This window comes from Halobacillus shinanisalinarum (genome assembly GCF_022919835.1).
In the GTDB taxonomy this organism is placed as follows: domain Bacteria; phylum Bacillota; class Bacilli; order Bacillales; family Halobacillaceae; genus Halobacillus_A; species Halobacillus_A shinanisalinarum.
Genome location: NZ_CP095074.1, coordinates 4632253 through 4649081, shown reverse-complemented (window position 1 = coordinate 4649081; position 16829 = coordinate 4632253). Strand labels below are relative to the sequence as shown.

Sequence of the window (16829 nt, the reverse complement as noted above, 5' to 3'; positions counted from 1 at the left end):
TTTTCACCTCCTTTCAAGTTGAGAAAAATAATCAATCAGCCGAGGAATTGGCGATTGAACTTGCTATTTCAGCAGCCGATTCAGGTGTCATGGCTCCTAGTATAGCTCCTCGTTCACTACTCGCTACCTCGATAAGCACTTGCACAGCTAAATCCTGATTCATGTTTTCAATGATCGGTGCCGCTTTTTCTTCGTCCATTTCTTCAAAAGATACCGCCATTTCCTTCACCATATTGATCTCAGAAGACATCTCCTCTTTTGGTTCTGCAGCAGGCGAAGCATTTACTTCTGCATCTAGGTCTGCCTCAAGTTGTTCAATTTGTTGGTTCAATTCTTCAATGGTTCCTTGTTTATCATTTACTTCCTGTTCAAGCTGGCTGATTTCTGCGTTATGATTAGCAAGCGTAGCTTCAAGTTGCTCTGTTTGCCGTGTGCTCTGTTTTTCTTCTGATGTTGACACAAGGCTTGACAGGCCTGGGATTTGGTTAGCATAGCTTTCTGCTTTTTCTATTACATTGACACCCATAATTGTTAAGACAACAAGGGTTAACGTAAGGGCAAATAAAGTAGGCACAACGATCACCAGGAAAAACCATTGCCGTTTACTGCCCTTCTCCTGTTCACGGTTCACTTTCTTTGCCATGTTATCACCTGTTCTTATAAGTTAAATACTGTCTGGTCGATAACTCGTCCATCTGTTTACTCTCTTCTTCCTTAAGCCACTGCCTATGTCTTTCAAGCTTGTTGTCGATAAGTTTCTCAAATTTCTTCACTTCCACATGAGCAGAAGATAACCTTGCTTGGGCAGCCTCCATCTGTGCCCTTGCCTGCTGGACTTCTGGCTGCAACTTCATAATTTCATTCTCAAGCTGTTCTACGTACCTGCGGTGATGTATAAAAGATTGTGCTTTTACCTTTGAATGAGTGAGACCTTCATGAAAGCTCTGTTCAGCAGCTTCTTTCTTTTTCAACATTTCATAGAGGTTTGTTGCCAAAGATTCAAAAACATCCACCTGCTCCTGATAATGTTTTTGTTTTTCCTTCTTTTCTCGTTCATGTAAGTCTTTTATTTTATGAAACGCTTGAAGGCTTGTCATTGATCCTCACTCTCCTATGTAAAAAGCTTTTCAAGTGAATCGATGGACTGCTCAAAACTTGATTCCTCGTGTACCCCTTGCTTTAAAAAACGAATAATAGATGAATGATGAACAATCGCTTCATCGACCTCCCGGCTGCTGCCTTTTTTATAAGCGCCGATTTGAATTAACTCACTGTTATCCTCATAAATAGCTAATAGGGAACGCATCTGTTCAGCGGCTTGTTTGTGTGCTGGTGTTGTCACCTGGTTCATCACTCGACTAATAGACTTTAGAATATTGATGGCAGGAAACTGTCCTTGTTCCGCCAATTTTCGGTCCAACACGAAGTGCCCATCCAAGATCCCGCGAACGGTATCAGATATCGGCTCATTTAAATCATCACCATCTACTAGTACTGTATAAAAAGCAGTAATTGTACCTGAACTACTTGTCCCTGTTCGTTCTAACAGCTTTGGCAGCATAGCAAAAACTGATGGTGTGTATCCTTTGGTTGTCGGCGGTTCCCCAGTAGCCAGACCAATCTCCCTCTGTGCCATAGCAAAACGGGTAACGGAATCCATCATTAGATTGACGTTATAACCAAGATCTCGAAAATATTCACTAATCGCTGTAGCTGTATAAGCGCCTTTCACACGCATCAGAGCAGGTTGGTCTGATGTGGCTACAATGACAACCGATCTTTTCACCCCTTCCCCGAGGTCATTTTCAATAAATTCGCGTACTTCCCGTCCCCGCTCACCTATTAACGCAATCACATTGACATCTGCTGCACTATTTCTTGCGATCATGCCAAGAAGCGTACTTTTTCCTACACCACTGCCCGCAAAGATGCCCACCCTTTGTCCCTTCCCTACTGTTAAAAGTGAATCAATAGCTCTGACCCCAACTTGGATGGGGTCTTTAATCGTAGGTCTTGACAGGGGATTAGGTGGATGCTGCTCGGTTGGATACGTCTTTAATCCTTTTGGCAGCGCTGTCTCATCCAATGCCTGCCCCATCGCATCAACAACTTTCCCTATCAGCCCTAAACCTGCCCTAATTTGTAACGGCTCACCCGTGGCTTCAACTAAACTCCCTGGTCCAATTTCACGTAGTTCACGAAAAGGCATAAGCAGCACATTCTCATTGTTAAAACCGACGACCTCTGCAGCTATCTTTTTTTGTGTGGGGGAAGAAGTATGAATATAACAAAGGTCACCGATCGATGCTTCAGGACCTTTCGATTCAATCATTAAACCAATGACGCGATGCACCTTGCCATAACGCTTGTATGTGTCCATACGATTAATCGCATCCAAATAAACTTGTTTATTCATCACTCTTCTCCTCTTGCACAAGCTGATAGAGTTTTTCACGCAGCTGGGTAAGCTGGTGGTCAACCCCTGCTTCCACACGTCCAAATGGGGATTCAATGACACATCCATAACGGGCAAGTGAATCGTTTATGTAAATTGTCAGTGTTGCTTTAACCCCAGTAATCGATGTTAATTCACTCTTTTGTGTATGTATGAGTTCATAGTCGTACGGGTGCACGTATACAGTAATCTCCGGGTGATCCTGTACTTCCTCAATGGCTTTTTTTACTACAGGCAAAAAAGTTTCAGGCTGAAACGCTAATTGTTGATTGATGATCTTTTCAGCACTGCTGATAGCTAGTTCAAGAATCATCTCTTCACTAGCTGAAACAGTGTGGATGTAATCCTTGTTGGCAAGGGAAAGGATATGGTTTATATGTTGAAGCTGTTCTGAAAACTCTTGATAACCTTTCTCCTTGCCTTCCTGGACACCTGAGGCAAAACCTTCATTATAGGCTTGTGCGATCAGGCTCTCCCGCTCTTCTTCCCAGGATTTACGCATATGTGCCACACCCTGTTCAGCCTCTTCCAGTTTTCTGGCTGCCTCTTCATTTGCTTGCTGACGTTCTTGTTTGGCGGCCTCAAACAGCTCCTGAGCTTTTTCTTCATGCTGTTCTTCTAAAATTTGATTTTCTGTTTCAGGCTTTCTCATATGCACAGGTTTTAGACCAATGACTCGCTTATCCGTCGAATTTTTAGACAATAATGTCATCTCCCCCGCCGCGAGCGACGACGATTTCACCTACTTCTTCTAACCGCCTGATTGTTGCAACGACACGCGTTTGTGCTTCCTCTACATCACGCAGGCGGACAGGCCCCATAATTTCCATTTCTTCCTTAAAGGTCTCAGCCATCCGTTCAGACATATTATTAAAGACAAGCTCTTTCACTTCATCACTCGATACCTTCAGGGATAGACGGAGATCATCATTATCAACCTCGCGAATCACCCGTTGGATGGCACGATTATCAAGTGAAACGATATCCTCAAAGACAAACATCCGTTTCTTTATTTCCTCAGCAAGTTCAGGATCCTGAATTTCTAAAGCATCAAGGATCGTGCGTTCGGTACTTCTATCGACACCGTTGAGTACCTCGACGACTGCTTGGATCCCGCCAGTTTCCGTATAATCTTGTGTCACCGTGGCAGATAACTTCTTTTCTAAAATGTTTTCAATCTGGCTGATGATTTCCGGGGAGGTCGAATCCATGGTAGCGATTCTCCTTGCAACATCAGCCTGTAACTCCTGAGGCAATTCAGAAAGAATTTGCCCTGATTGAGCTGCATCTAAGTAAGATAAAACGAGTGCGATCGTTTGCGGGTGTTCGTTTTGGATGAAATTCAATACTTGATTCGGGTCGGCCCGTCTTGCGAAATCGAATGGTTTCACTTGCAAGGAAGAGGTTAATCGATTAATAATATTCGATGCTTCCTGTTCCCCTAATGCTTTCTCAAGGACTGTTTTCGCGTAGCCAATCCCACCTTGTGAAATATAATCCTGTGCAATGGCGATTTGGTGGAATTGTTCCAGGACCTCTTCTTTTTGCTTTGAACCGACTTTTTGGACAGAAGAAATTTCTAATGTCAACCTTTCCATTTCTTCTTCCGTTAAATGTTTATACACTTGAGCAGCCACATCCGGCCCAAGAGAGATTAACAGAACAGCAGCTTTTTGCTTTCCTGTCAATCCTGATTTCTGATAGGCCATTTAAGGACCTCCTTAATCTTCCGCAATCCATGAACGTAATAATTTAGCAAAGTCTTCCGGCTTCTCTTTAGCCATACGCTCCAATTGCTTGCGTCTAACAGATGAGTCTGTTTCTTTTTCTTCTATATCTGCCACAGTAGTGATCGGCTGTTGCACGGGAATTTCTTCAAACACTTCTTCCTCTTCCTCATCCTGATTTCTCCGTCTAAACAACAACCATAGCAGTACAGCAATAACAACAAGCAGCACACCTCCTGCTACATACATCCACATCGGTATTCCGGTTGGTTCTTCTGGGAAGTTTGGTTCTCCGCTGAATTCCTGGAACACAATCGAAATTTTTTCCTCAGGATCCACCTCTCCATACCCTTCGTTTATCGAGGTTGTGATCATCGAGTTCAGGATCGACTGGACACTATCTTCTACGGTTTGCTGCTCCTGTTGAGTGAGCTGCTGCACTTCTCCCTCAGGATTGGTTCCTTTCGTATTATCAATGGCTACTTGAATCCCTAAGTCCCGTACTTTGTAAGGACTTTCCTCGATATTACGGCGAATTCGATTGAATTCATTGTTGATAGTTTCCTTTGTCATTTCATAGTCGCCGTTGTCGCCTTCACCTGCTGCTTCTCCCTGATAGGCAGGGATGTCACCCTCACCAGCAGGCACACCACCTTCAGGGGCTCCCCCTGTATACGTTTCCTCTATACGCTCGACACTGACAGGCAGCCCTTCCATGTTTTCAGGGTCAACGGATTCTACTAACTCTTCCACACGATTTTCTTTCGTAAAATCAATATCTGCTGTTACTGTTGCTACAACCTTGTCCTGGCCAATCATCAGCCCAAGCATTTTTTGGACTCGCTGCTGAATATCCCGCTCGATATCTTGCTTAATATTTTGTTGATATGTATAAGCATCAGCACCATTAGCAACATTTGACTGATTTGTATCAAAATAGTTGAAATTTTGGTCCATGATGACGATATTATCCTTAGAAAGATTTGGTACTGACTTTGAGGCTAAATTATAGAGTGCTTCCACTTGATTCGCCTGAATGTCATAACCAGGCTGGATACTTAATACGACTGAAGCGGAAGCCTCCTGGTTTGTTTCGGACATAAACACTTGTTCTTCTGGGATATTAATCATCACTTTTGCATCTTCAATTCCAGTTATACCTGTCATTAGGTTAGCTAATTCTGTTTGCATGGCATCAAGTTTGATTACATCAAATTCATTATCTGTCATCCCCCATGACACGTTACCGCTAAAAAAGCTATAGTCAATACTGCCGCTATTGGGTAAGCCTGCTGCTGCTAAATCGACTAGCAATGATTCAGCTTGTGCTTCAGGGACGGAAATCGTTGTTCCCCCTTGGTCAAGCTCGTAAGGAACAGCACGTGTATCAAGTTCTGCTTTTACTTGACCCACTTCTTGTAAAGATAAGTCTCTATACAGCGGCACCATATTTGTACGGGTTGCAAAAATACTAGCGATACCTACTAACAAGATGAGCCCTGCAATCGATCCAATGAGCAGCCTTTTTTGTTTGGAACTTCGCTCACTCCAAAATACTGTCACTCGATTCTTAAATAATATTAATTTTTCTTTCATAATTGCCCCCATAAAACGTACAAGTTAAGAGAATATGTATGATGACGAAATAAATAGGGATGATCTTTAAACTTGCATACGCATGATTTCTTTGTAAGCATCGACTACTTTGTTCCGTATTTCTATGGTTGTTTGCATCGTGATGCTGGCCTTTTGAGATGTGATCATGACATCATGGAGATCATCTACTTCTCCTCGTGCAAGTGCCTTCGTCTTTACGTCTGAGGCAACCGCAGCATCGTTTACTTGATTAATAGCTTCCCTCAGACGATTCGCAAAGAGAGAATGTGCATCACTCGGTGTAATAGCTGATTTTGTTTGAGTCTGTACTGGTTTAATTAAAGATTCATTTGTTACTTGCGACCAATTAACCATATGAATTCCTCCCTTTACTTACCGATTTCTAAAGCTTTCATTAACATTCCCTTTGTCGCGTTAATAGATGTCACATTAGCCTCGTAGGAACGTGTTGCACTCATAATGTCAACCATCTCCTGAAGAGGATCAACATTTGGAAGCTGTACATAACCCTCATCATTAGCATCCGGATGTGACGGGTTATACATTTGTTTAAACGGCTCCTCATCCCCAACAATCGCTGAGACCTGCACTCCTTGTCCAGGTGTACTTGAGCGGTTTGCAGCCGACTGTAAAAAGGATTGAAATGATTTTTCCTGTGGTTCAAACACAACCATTTTTCTTCGATATGGCTCCCATTCGCCATTTTCATTTATTGTTGCCCTTGTGGTACTTGCGTTTGCTATATTTGAAGAAGCAACGTCCATTCTAAGCCGCTGGGCCGTTAACGCGCTCGCACTCGCATTTATACCATGAAATATACTCACGAGTTAATTCCCTCCTTTTATAACACTTTCAAGGCTTCTAAATTTTCCACCGATACGATCAACTAATGCTTGATATTGAATTTGATTTTTCGCAAGCTCATTCATTTCCTTATCGATATCAACATTATTTCCATTATGATTATAGGTTGTACCCTGTTTCGTGATGGTTTTAAAAGGGACTGTTGCGTTGTCGGAAAACGAAAAGTGACGTGTATTTGTTCTTTTCGCCTCGAGTCCTGCCACCCCTTCGTTTAATACATCTTTAAAGACGACATCCTTTGCTTTATAACCAGGGGTGTCGACATTTGCAATGTTATTAGAAATCGCTCTATTTTTAGCCGTTGTATAGTTTAAAGAATTCTCTAGGGTGGAAAACGTTTCACTGAATAGCTTCAAGTCTTGTATCCTCCGTTCGACAAATGTAACGAAAATCATTTTAACTATTGTAGGACAAACCATCCAGATTGGATGAATCTTCTTTATGTACACTTAATTAATAGTACATTTTACTTATTATATTTGAATGAATTTAGTGGTAATCCCCACCACTTGTCGAAAAATCTACTATAATGAACATTATTACACATTTATGTCATAAAAAAAATAACAATTACATTTCCTTGAAAAAAGCGTACTAAAGAAGGATAAACTAAGACTTTTATGTATACTTTTTGTTATATTTTACAAATAACATAGTTCTGTTGATCTAAACTAAACCCCACTGTCTTTTATCGACAGTGGGGTTTAGTTCATTTCCTTTTAATTTGAACGAAGTTTTTGAAGTTCTACTAAGAAATTGTTATTAAGTACTTTAATGTACGTACCTTTCATTCCTAATGAACGGGATTCAATTACTCCTGCACTTTCTAATTTACGTAGAGCATTTACAATAACAGAACGGGTAATCCCAACACGGTCTGCGATTTTACTGGCTACAAGCAACCCTTCATTTCCTTCTAACTCTTCAAAGATATGCTCAATCGCTTCTAGCTCACTGTAAGATAAAGAACTGATCGCCATCTGAACCACAGCTTTACTGCGTGCTTCCTGCTCAATCTCTTCCGTTTTCTCATGAAGGATTTCCATTCCAACCACTGTTGCACCATATTCAGCTAACAGAAGATCATCTTCTTTAAAGCTACCATTGAGACGACTTAGAATAAGTGTACCTAATCGCTGTCCACCACCAATAATAGGAACGATGGTTGTTAGTCCATCCTCAAACAGTTCTCTGTTTTCTACAGGAAAAGCTGTGTACTCACTATTGATATCAAGATCTGCCGTTGTTTCCTGAATGTTAAATAGATTTTGTGTGTACTCTTGAGGGAATTGACGTTCAGACAGCATAGCCTGCATGCGTTCATTTTCAATTTCCTGTTTGATAGCAAATCCCAGCAGCTTTCCTCGACGGCTTAAAACAAAGGTATTTGCACCAATAACATCCCTAAGTGTTGCAGACATGTCATTAAAGTCCACCGATTTTCCTGTTGTTTTTTGCAGCATTGCATTAATTCTTCTTGCACGATTTAATAGTTCCATTATTGTTCCTCCTTGCGTATATTCACTACAGTATAAACCTGCTTAAATCTTTATTTTTAACAATCGTAGATAATTTGCTGTCTACGTATTGAGGGGTAATATCTATTGTCTCTAAGGTTACATCCGGAGCTTCGAACGACAAGTCTTCTAATAGTTTTTCAAGAATGGTGTGAAGACGTCTTGCTCCGATGTTATCTGTTTCTTGATTTACTTCATAGGCAATTTCAGCAATTCTAGTAATAGCATCGTCAGAAAATTCCACCTTTATACCTTCTGTTTCTAAAAGAGCTTTATATTGTTTAAGTAAGGCATTAGATGGTTCAACTAAAATACTTCTAAAATCCTTGATGGTTAATTTATTTAATTCTACCCGAATCGGAAAACGACCTTGCAGCTCGGGGATCAAATCAGAAGGCTTAGCCATATGAAAGGCACCGGCAGCCACGAATAAAATGTGGTCTGTAGAAACAGGGCCGTACTTTGTAACGATCGTTGAGCCTTCTACAATCGGTAGAATATCGCGTTGCACACCTTCACGTGATACATTAGCCTGGTTATCCCCTTTAGCGGCAACTTTATCAATCTCATCGATAAAAATAATGCCTGATTGTTCCACCTTCTCAACGGCTTGCTGCCCCACTTCATCCATATCGACAAGTTTTTGTGCCTCTTCTTGAGTCAACACTTTTCTCGCTTCACTTACTGGCAGTTTTCTCTTCTTTTTCTTCTTGGGCATAAATTGACTAAAGGCATCCTGCATATTCATGCCCATTTGTTCCATTCCAGATCCCTGCATCATATCAAACATAGAGGATTGAGATTCTTCAACGTCAATCGTTACCATATGGTCCTCAAGCTCTCCCAAATCAAGTTGATGCTTAATCCGCTTCCGTTTGTTCTTGATTTCTGTTTCATCTTTATCTTCGGATGATTCTGATTGCTGTTGATTCCCTTGCTGGAACAACATTTCCAAAGGATTTTTAAAATTATTGTTCGACTGCTTCTCTTTGGATGGTACGAGCAGCTTGACTAACCGTTTGTTTGCCTGCTCCTCTGCCATTCCTTTTACAGCCTCAATCTTTTCTTCTTTCACCATGCGCACAGCCATTTCTACTAGGTCGCGAACCATTGATTCAACGTCACGACCAACATAACCCACTTCCGTAAACTTGGTCGCTTCCACTTTTACAAATGGCGCTCCAACCAGTTTAGCCAGGCGACGCGCTACTTCCGTTTTACCAACACCCGTTGGCCCCATCATCAGTATGTTTTTCGGTACGACCTCATGCTTAAGGTCATCGGTTAACTTCATTCTTCTGTAGCGGTTTCTTAGGGCAACAGCTACAGACTTCTTAGCGTTGGTCTGACCGATGATATAGTGGTCGAGCTGCTCAACAATTTCCTTAGGCGTTAAATTTAATGACATTCCAGGCGACCTCCTTATTCAAGAACCTCAAGTGTTATTTGGTCATTCGTGAAGACACATATTTCCCCAGCTATTTCTAAAGCAGCTTGAGCAATCTGGTCAGCAGACTTTTCAGGTGAATACCTCTTTAACGCTCGCCCTGCACTCAACGCATAATTGCCACCTGATCCGATCGCCAGTATTCCATCATCCGGTTCTATTACTTCCCCAGTTCCGGAAACGAGAAACATTTTGTCTTTATTTAAAACAATTAACATGGCTTCAAGCTTTCGTAAAACTTGGTCGCTCCGCCATTCTTTCGCAAGTTCAACCGAAGCCCTTGCCAGGTTCCCATCATACGCTTCTAGCTTTGCTTCAAACTTTTCAAACAAAGTAAATGCATCTGCAACAGATCCAGCGAATCCCGCTAATACCTGTTCATTAAAAAGCTTTCGTACTTTTACAGCTTTATGCTTCATTACGACTTGGTTGCCTAAGGTTACTTGACCATCACCACTCATTGCACTTTTTCCATTGTGTTGAACAGCAAAGATCGTTGTTGCATGAAATTGTTGCTCCACTAGATTCACCTCGTTACTTTTTGGCTCTAGGATGGCTACCCATATAAACCTGCCTGAGCCTATCTTTTGATACGTGGGTATAGACCTGCGTTGAGGATAAATGCTCGTGGCCGAGTAACTCCTGGACTGAGCGCAAATCTGCCCCTGAATTCAATAAATGTGTGGCAAACGAATGTCTTAACTTATGTGGATGAATATCAACCGTTAATGCAGCTTCCTTCACCATTTTGTCCAGAATCATCCGAACCCCTCTTGCCGTCAAAGGTCCTCCTTTAGCGTTTACAAAAAGCTGATCAGTAGGCTGTGTCTGATTCTTAAGCAGCTTGGGCCTGGCTTCTTTTATATAATACGATAATGCTTCCTCAGCAAATTGGCCGAATGGCACATACCTTTCTTTACTGCCTTTTCCGTAAACAAGGATGGTAGCAAGCGAAAAATCGATATGCTTCTCTTCAAGATGGACACATTCACTTACACGTATACCTGTTCCATAAAGCACTTCGAGTATGGCCTGATTTCTTTGACCTAATGGTGTAGAAGAGTCACTTACGGAAAACAACTGAGCAAGCTCCTCTTCATAAAAGAAATCTGGGATAGGATATTCACTCTTAGGTAGTCTTACGTTTATAAACGGATTTTGTTTCACTATTTCTTCCCGCTCTAAAAAGCGATAAAAACTCCGTAGACAGGAAACTTTTCTGGCGATACTTCTTCGGGAAAGCTTTGCTTCATGAAGCTTAGATAAATACACACGAATAAACGAATGATCAACATCTTGCAGTTTTGTAAGGGCTTCTGATTCCATAAAAAGAAGAAACACATCTACATCTTCTGCATAATGGCTTACTGTTAATGGAGACGCATTTTTCTCTATTTGCAGATATTCTAAGAATAGTTGTTTATAACGAGTCTGGCTTGTCATTTTTCACCCCACGAAGGCGTTTAAATTTTATCACAATTACCCAATGAATAACAACGGATTTAATAAAACTGTAACAAAATTCTGAATTGTTCCCACCTTACTAAGTATAACATGCATCATGGCCTGTTTGTTAGTATAGACACGTTCAGGTCCCCTCAATAATACTACGCAGGAATCTTTATAATTTTGTCCGTTCGTTTCCAACAACTGTGAATGGCTTCATTTATGGCATAGAATATCGTTGTTAATAAGTAAATAACCAAAATTGCTGTCAAGCAAACATACTTACCAAACCGTAATTATAGCCTTCATCATGTCTCGTGTCAATTCATTCATGAAAAGAAAGAACCTGCAACCAATTTCTGGCTGCAGGTTCTCGTATAAAGGTGCATTCATTATGATTGCTGCTGTTCTTTATAATCACATTCTGTGCACTGAATTTGAGTTCCTTTTTTAGCTCGCTTCTCAACCAATAAGGACTGGCATCTCGGACAAGGTCTAGTAATCGGTTTATCCCATGAAATAAAGTCACATTCAGGGTACCGATCACAACCAAAGAACTTACGATTCTTCTTGCTTTTTCGTTCGACGACTTCTCCTTCTTTACATTTAGGACAAGTGACGCCGACTTTTTTAAGAATAGGCTTAGTATTTCTGCATTCAGGGAAGTTCGAGCAGGCCAGGAATTTACCGTAGCGGCCCATTTTATATACCATCTCATGTCCGCAATTTTCACAGTCAATTCCAGCCGGTTCATCTTTGATTTCAATTTCTTCCATTTCTTTTTCCGCTTTCTCAAGCCTAGGTTCAAAGCCTTTATAAAAGTCAGCGATTATGGATACCCAATTTTGTTCTCCTTCTTCAATCGAATCAAGATCATCTTCCATTTCCTTCGTGAAATCTGCATCAATAATTTCAGGAAAATATTCTTTGAGTTGATCTAAAACGATCTCTCCAAGTTCTGTCGGTACAAAGCGCTTATTATCAAGCGCTACATAGCCACGGCGCTGGATGACATCCAATGTTGGAGCATAGGTGGATGGTCTGCCAATTCCAAGTTCTTCAAGTGTTCTTACTAAACGTGCCTCTGTGTAGCGTGGAGGAGGTTGGGTGAAGTGTTGGTTGGGCTTGATTGCCTCCGCCTTCACCGTCATTCCTTCCTCTAAGTTTGGCAGCATTTTATCTTTCTCTTTTTTATTATCGTCGTTGCCTTCAATATACACTTTCATAAACCCTTTGAATTTAACTTTTGAGCCTGTAGCTCTAAATTCAACACCCTGGTTTGTTAAGTGAACCGTCATCGTATCTAAGACAGCGGACGCCATTTGACTGGCTAAAAACCGATCCCAAATTAGTTTATAAAGACGGTGCTGATCCCTCGATAACGTCTTTTTCATTGATTTCGGATCACGCGCAGCACTCGTTGGCCTGATTGCCTCGTGGGCATCCTGAGCTCCCTCTTGCTTTTTCGTTGCTTTACTTTTACCCAAGTATTCTTTGCCATAGGTCGATTCAATATAATTCTTTGCTTCTTCCTTAGCTGTGTTTGAAAGTCTAGTGGAATCCGTACGCATATAGGTAATCAAACCTGCAGTCCCTTGTTTCCCGCCAAGATCTATCCCTTCATAAAGCTGCTGGGCAATCATCATCGTTTTCTTTGCACGAAAGTTCAGCTTTCTCGCTGCCTCTTGTTGAAGAGATGATGTGGTAAATGGTAAAGAAGGATTTCTGCGGCGCTCGCGTTTATTAACTTTATCAACCGAATACGAGTCGCCTTTCAGCTTGCTTTTAACCTCTTCCACATCTTCTTTAGTTTTAAGTTCCTTCTTCTTTCCGTCCACTCCGTAAAAAGAGCCTTCAAATGTTTCTTTTTCTTTTAAGAAATCGGCTTCGATTGTCCAATATTCTTCGGGCTTGAATTTTTTAATTTCATTCTCTCGATCGATAATAATTTTTACGGCTACGGATTGGACACGACCTGCACTGAGCCCCTTCTTAACTTTTTTCCAAAGAATCGGGCTGATATTGTAACCGACAAGTCGATCTAGAATTCGCCGCGCTTGTTGAGCATCAACAAGATCGGAATCAATCGTTCTTGGTTGTTTAAATGAATCCTTAATCGCTTCTTTAGTGATTTCGTTAAACACGACTCGACACTTTGATTGCTCATCAATATCTAAGCTATGGGCCAAATGCCAGGCGATAGCCTCCCCTTCGCGATCGGGGTCGGCTGCTAGATAAACGCGTTTTGCCTTTTTGGCTGCTGCTTTTAAATCTTTTAGAACAGGGCCTTTGCCGCGAATGGTAATATATTTCGGTTCAAACTCTTCTTCAACATTGACACCCATCTGACTTCTAGGCAAGTCACGAACGTGCCCAAGGGATGCTTTTACTTTGTATTTTTTTCCAAGATATCGTTCAATCGTTTTTGCTTTTGCTGGTGATTCAACTATTACGAGATAGTCTGCCATATAGGTTCCTCCCATAGAGGTGTATTTCTGTTTTCTCTTTGTTTTCATAAATCTTCCCTATTATTAAATACAATGAAACCGTTTGTCAAACTCAACCGTTTCATTTCTTTTCTTCACAGGGTGTTTAAACCATAGAGGCAGCGCCATTTATAGGAAAAGTTATTTTAATTTTTCAGCGTAGGCATGAATAATATCTTGATAACCTTGAATGAGTGTTGCCCCTTCTCGAATCATATAGTGGCACCCTTCACTCGTTTTACTGCCAATTGGACCAGGCATCGCAAAAACCTCTCTCCCTTGTTCAAGAGCTTGATCCACAGTAATAAGTGAACCACTCCTAAGTCGTGCTTCAATGACAAGTGTCGCTTCTGATAAACCTGATATAATCCGATTTCTCTCAGGGAAGTGATATTTTCTAGGGGGACGATCAGGTGGGTGTTCACTAATGATCAGTTGGCTATCACACATGTGTTTATATAATGCGAGGTTATTCCGTGGATAAATATGGTCAAAACCTGATCCGATCACAGCTATCGTTGTTCCGCCGTATTGAATGGCTAATCGATGCACATACTGATCTATCCCCATAGCCATGCCGCTTATCATACAGAAGTTTGATTTAATGAGAGGTGTCAGAATTTGTCGCATAGCCGGAAGAGCATAATTTGATGGGGTTCGTGTTCCAACAACACTTAGTGGTAAAGGATGTTGCAGTAACTTTGCATTGCCCTTTGTGTAAAGGACTAGCGGGGGATCGGGAATTATTTTTAGTAATTCTGGATAGTCTTTGTCAAAAATGGTCACACAACCGTACAACTGTTCTTCTGTGTCGAGTTTCTTCATTATACTAGTGTCGTGTATATGTTTGTAGATGATTTGGGAATTCGTGCTTGGGACACGAAAGATTGTCGAAATCTCTTCAGGGGTCATTTTTAGGAGGGTTGTGAGGTCAGGGTCTTGCTTTAACCATTTGTTTAAAAGGGAGCGGGTGACTTGAGGGCAAGCATGTAAGTGAATCAGGCGTTGTCTAAAGGTTTTCATTTACCAGCCTCTTTTCTGATATAGTGTTTTCTTAAGTATAACGAAAACCGCGCCACAAAGGCACGGTTTCCTCTATAAATGATTAATGCGTTTTGCATTTGTCATAAAGGTTTTCTTTTTTCAATACGCTAATTAGCGTTTCACCCATTACAGAAGGTGTTTCAGCTACTTCGATTCCACTTTCATTCATAACGCGGATTTTCTCATCAGCTGTTCCTTTACCACCTGAAATAATCGCACCAGCATGACCCATGCGTTTTCCTGGGGGTGCTGTACGTCCACCAATGAAGCCAACAACAGGCTTATCCATGTTTTCTTTTACCCACTCAGCCGCTTCTTCTTCAGCTGTTCCACCGATCTCACCAATCATAATTACAGCCTTTGTATCTGCATCCTCATTAAAGGCTTTAAGTACATCGATAAAATCTGTTCCATTGACAGGGTCTCCGCCAATACCTACAGCAGTAGATTGTCCTAATCCTGCTTCAGATAGCTGATGCACCGCTTCATACGTAAGCGTACCTGAACGAGATACAACACCTACGTGACCCTTTTTATGAATATATCCTGGCATAATGCCAATTTTACATTCTTCAGGTGTAATGACTCCTGGGCAGTTCGGTCCGACTAGACGAGTCCTCTTGCCTTCCATATAACGTTTTACTTTCACCATATCCATGACTGGAATGTGCTCAGTAATACAAATAGCTAGATCCATATCTGCATCTGTCGCTTCCATAATCGCATCAGCAGCGAATGGAGCGGGCACATAAATGACGGAAGCGTTGGCTCCGGTTTGTGCGACGGCTTCTTCTACTGTATTGAAAACAGGAACACCCTCGACTTCAGTGCCGCCTTTACCTGGCGTTACACCGCCAACAATTTGTGTTCCATATTCGATCATTTGCTTTGTATGGAATAGGGCTGTAGAGCCGGTAATTCCTTGAACAATAACCTTTGTATCTTTGTTAATATATACACTCATCAGATTCCCCGCCTTTCCTACTTAACTAGTTCTACGATTTTTTGAGCGCCGTTTGCCATTGAATCAGCAGATGTAATATTTAGTCCTGATTCTTCAAGAATCTTCTTACCAGCTTCTACATTTGTACCTTCAAGACGTACGACAAGCGGCAAGGTTAAGCCGACTTCTTTCGTTGCCGCCACAACCCCTTCAGCAATTACGTCACACTTCATGATGCCTCCGAAGATGTTAACGAAAATTCCTTTAACATTTTCATCTGAAAGAATCAATTTGAAAGCTTCTGTTACCTTCTCTGTAGTAGCTCCGCCTCCGACATCAAGGAAGTTGGCAGGATCACCACTATAGTGATTAATCGTATCCATCGTAGCCATAGCCAGTCCAGCACCATTAACCATACAGCCGATGTTTCCATCCAAAGCAATGTAGCTTAAGTCGTATTTAGATGCTTCCACTTCTTTTGGATCCTCTTCTTCAAGGTCACGCAATTCCGCAACATCTTTCTGACGGAATAGAGCGTTATCATCAAAGTTTAATTTGGAATCAAGGGCTAATACACCACCATCACCTGTTGTAACAAGTGGGTTAATTTCCGCAATCGAGCAGTCTTTTTTAACAAAAACATCATAAAGACCAAGCATGAACTTAACAGCTTTGCCTAAAGACTCTTTTGGAATATTAATATTGAAAGCTAGTCGACGAGCTTGGAAAGGTGTCAGGCCAGTTACAGGATCGACGACCTCTTTGAAAATTTTCTCCGGGGTCTTCTCTGCCACTTCTTCGATCTCTGTTCCACCTTCTTCAGAAGCCATCATCGTTACTTTACTCGTTGCACGATCTAAAACAAGTCCAACATAGTATTCACTCTTAATATCGCAGCCTTCTTCAATTAGCAGGCGCTTCACTTCTTTACCTTCTGGTCCGGTCTGATGGGTTACAAGCGTTTTACCTAAAATCTCTTCAGCGTATGTACGCACTTCATCAAGATCTTTAGCAATCTTGACACCACCTGCTTTTCCGCGTCCGCCTGCGTGGATCTGTGCTTTTACTACAGTGACTTTGCTCCCCAGTTTTTTAGCTGCATCTACAGCTTCATCTACGGTATAAGCCACATGCCCATTTGGCACTGAAACGCCAAAATCGCGCATAATTTGTTTTCCTTGATACTCGTGAATGTTCATGTTTCATCCTCCCATCAAATTTCACTGCATTTCCATTGTATAAAAAAACGCTGTCAATTGTCCACAGTAACCTCTTTTTTTGTC

General features: G+C 41.5%; 17 protein-coding genes. All 17 read right to left on the bottom strand.

Annotation, left to right across the window (positions count from 1 at the left end; translation table 11 throughout):
• Positions 1-31: 31 nt before the first annotated feature.
• Positions 32-643 (bottom strand): MotE family protein, encoded by a 612-nt coding sequence (locus MUO14_RS23045; protein ID WP_244752825.1) that lies wholly within the window; start codon positions 641-643, stop codon positions 32-34.
• 4 nt (positions 644-647) lie between these two features.
• On the bottom strand, positions 648-1097 hold the full coding sequence (gene fliJ, locus MUO14_RS23040; RefSeq protein WP_244752824.1) for a flagellar export protein FliJ: 450 nt from the start codon (positions 1095-1097) through the stop codon (positions 648-650).
• Between the two features lie 14 nt (positions 1098-1111).
• The gene (gene fliI / locus MUO14_RS23035; protein ID WP_244752823.1) at positions 1112-2416 is read right to left on the bottom strand and encodes a flagellar protein export ATPase FliI; all 1305 of its coding nucleotides are present in this window, start codon (positions 2414-2416) and stop codon (positions 1112-1114) included.
• Positions 2409-3158: a flagellar assembly protein FliH gene (fliH, locus tag MUO14_RS23030; protein WP_244752822.1), complete on the bottom strand. Its 750-nt coding sequence runs from the start codon at positions 3156-3158 to the stop codon at positions 2409-2411. Before fliH ends, fliI begins: the two co-directional genes overlap by 8 nt.
• Positions 3151-4164, bottom strand: coding sequence for a flagellar motor switch protein FliG (gene fliG, locus MUO14_RS23025; RefSeq protein WP_244752821.1), 1014 nt, complete (start codon positions 4162-4164; stop codon positions 3151-3153). The genes fliH and fliG overlap by 8 nt, the downstream gene beginning before the upstream one ends.
• Before the next feature lie 12 nt (positions 4165-4176).
• Positions 4177-5778: a flagellar basal-body MS-ring/collar protein FliF gene (fliF, locus tag MUO14_RS23020; RefSeq protein WP_244752820.1), complete on the bottom strand. Its 1602-nt coding sequence runs from the start codon at positions 5776-5778 to the stop codon at positions 4177-4179.
• 66 nt (positions 5779-5844) lie between these two features.
• A complete protein-coding gene (fliE, locus tag MUO14_RS23015) occupies positions 5845-6153 on the bottom strand; it encodes a flagellar hook-basal body complex protein FliE (protein WP_244752819.1) in 309 nt (102 codons plus the stop codon).
• 14 nt (positions 6154-6167) lie between these two features.
• Positions 6168-6623 (bottom strand): flagellar basal body rod protein FlgC, encoded by a 456-nt coding sequence (flgC, locus tag MUO14_RS23010; RefSeq protein ID WP_244752818.1) that lies wholly within the window; start codon positions 6621-6623, stop codon positions 6168-6170.
• A 3-nt stretch (positions 6624-6626) separates the two neighbouring features.
• Positions 6627-7019 carry a flagellar basal body rod protein FlgB gene (gene flgB, locus MUO14_RS23005; RefSeq protein WP_244752817.1) on the bottom strand — a complete coding sequence of 131 codons (393 nt, stop codon included), beginning with the start codon at positions 7017-7019 and terminating at the stop codon, positions 6627-6629.
• A 363-nt stretch (positions 7020-7382) separates the two neighbouring features.
• Positions 7383-8162: a GTP-sensing pleiotropic transcriptional regulator CodY gene (codY, locus tag MUO14_RS23000; RefSeq protein ID WP_244752816.1), complete on the bottom strand. Its 780-nt coding sequence runs from the start codon at positions 8160-8162 to the stop codon at positions 7383-7385.
• A gap of 25 nt (positions 8163-8187) precedes the next feature.
• Positions 8188-9588: an ATP-dependent protease ATPase subunit HslU gene (hslU, locus tag MUO14_RS22995; protein WP_244752815.1), complete on the bottom strand. Its 1401-nt coding sequence runs from the start codon at positions 9586-9588 to the stop codon at positions 8188-8190.
• A gap of 14 nt (positions 9589-9602) precedes the next feature.
• On the bottom strand, positions 9603-10148 hold the full coding sequence (hslV, locus tag MUO14_RS22990; protein WP_255822144.1) for an ATP-dependent protease subunit HslV: 546 nt from the start codon (positions 10146-10148) through the stop codon (positions 9603-9605).
• 13 nt (positions 10149-10161) lie between these two features.
• Complete coding sequence (xerC, locus tag MUO14_RS22985; RefSeq protein WP_244752814.1) at positions 10162-11070, bottom strand: tyrosine recombinase XerC; 909 nt, start codon at positions 11068-11070, stop codon at positions 10162-10164.
• A 395-nt stretch (positions 11071-11465) separates the two neighbouring features.
• Positions 11466-13541 carry a type I DNA topoisomerase gene (gene topA, locus MUO14_RS22980; protein WP_244752813.1) on the bottom strand — a complete coding sequence of 692 codons (2076 nt, stop codon included), beginning with the start codon at positions 13539-13541 and terminating at the stop codon, positions 11466-11468.
• A 159-nt stretch (positions 13542-13700) separates the two neighbouring features.
• A complete protein-coding gene (gene dprA / locus MUO14_RS22975) occupies positions 13701-14582 on the bottom strand; it encodes a DNA-processing protein DprA (RefSeq protein ID WP_244752812.1) in 882 nt (293 codons plus the stop codon).
• Positions 14583-14664: 82 nt separating this feature from the next.
• Positions 14665-15567: a succinate--CoA ligase subunit alpha gene (sucD, locus tag MUO14_RS22970; RefSeq protein ID WP_244752811.1), complete on the bottom strand. Its 903-nt coding sequence runs from the start codon at positions 15565-15567 to the stop codon at positions 14665-14667.
• Between the two features lie 17 nt (positions 15568-15584).
• Entirely contained in the window at positions 15585-16745 is a 1161-nt protein-coding gene (sucC, locus tag MUO14_RS22965; RefSeq protein ID WP_244752810.1) for an ADP-forming succinate--CoA ligase subunit beta, read from the bottom strand.
• Positions 16746-16829: the final 84 nt, after the last annotated feature.

Bases quoted from the DNA above. Each gene is read 5' to 3' on its own strand.
- MUO14_RS23045 (WP_244752825.1), bottom strand. From the start codon at position 643: ATGGCAAAGAAAGTGAACCGTGAACAGGAGAAGGGCAGTAAACGGCAA.
- fliJ (WP_244752824.1), bottom strand. From the start codon at position 1,097: ATGACAAGCCTTCAAGCGTTTCATAAAATAAAAGACTTACATGAACGA.
- fliI (WP_244752823.1), bottom strand. From the start codon at position 2,416: ATGAATAAACAAGTTTATTTGGATGCGATTAATCGTATGGACACATAC.
- fliG (WP_244752821.1), bottom strand. From the start codon at position 4,164: ATGGCCTATCAGAAATCAGGATTGACAGGAAAGCAAAAAGCTGCTGTT.
- fliF (WP_244752820.1), bottom strand. From the start codon at position 5,778: ATGAAAGAAAAATTAATATTATTTAAGAATCGAGTGACAGTATTTTGG.
- fliE (WP_244752819.1), bottom strand. From the start codon at position 6,153: ATGGTTAATTGGTCGCAAGTAACAAATGAATCTTTAATTAAACCAGTA.
- codY (WP_244752816.1), bottom strand. From the start codon at position 8,162: ATGGAACTATTAAATCGTGCAAGAAGAATTAATGCAATGCTGCAAAAA.
- hslU (WP_244752815.1), bottom strand. From the start codon at position 9,588: ATGTCATTAAATTTAACGCCTAAGGAAATTGTTGAGCAGCTCGACCAC.
- xerC (WP_244752814.1), bottom strand. From the start codon at position 11,070: ATGACAAGCCAGACTCGTTATAAACAACTATTCTTAGAATATCTGCAA.
- topA (WP_244752813.1), bottom strand. From the start codon at position 13,541: ATGGCAGACTATCTCGTAATAGTTGAATCACCAGCAAAAGCAAAAACG.
- dprA (WP_244752812.1), bottom strand. From the start codon at position 14,582: ATGAAAACCTTTAGACAACGCCTGATTCACTTACATGCTTGCCCTCAA.
- sucD (WP_244752811.1), bottom strand. From the start codon at position 15,567: ATGAGTGTATATATTAACAAAGATACAAAGGTTATTGTTCAAGGAATT.
- sucC (WP_244752810.1), bottom strand. From the start codon at position 16,745: ATGAACATTCACGAGTATCAAGGAAAACAAATTATGCGCGATTTTGGC.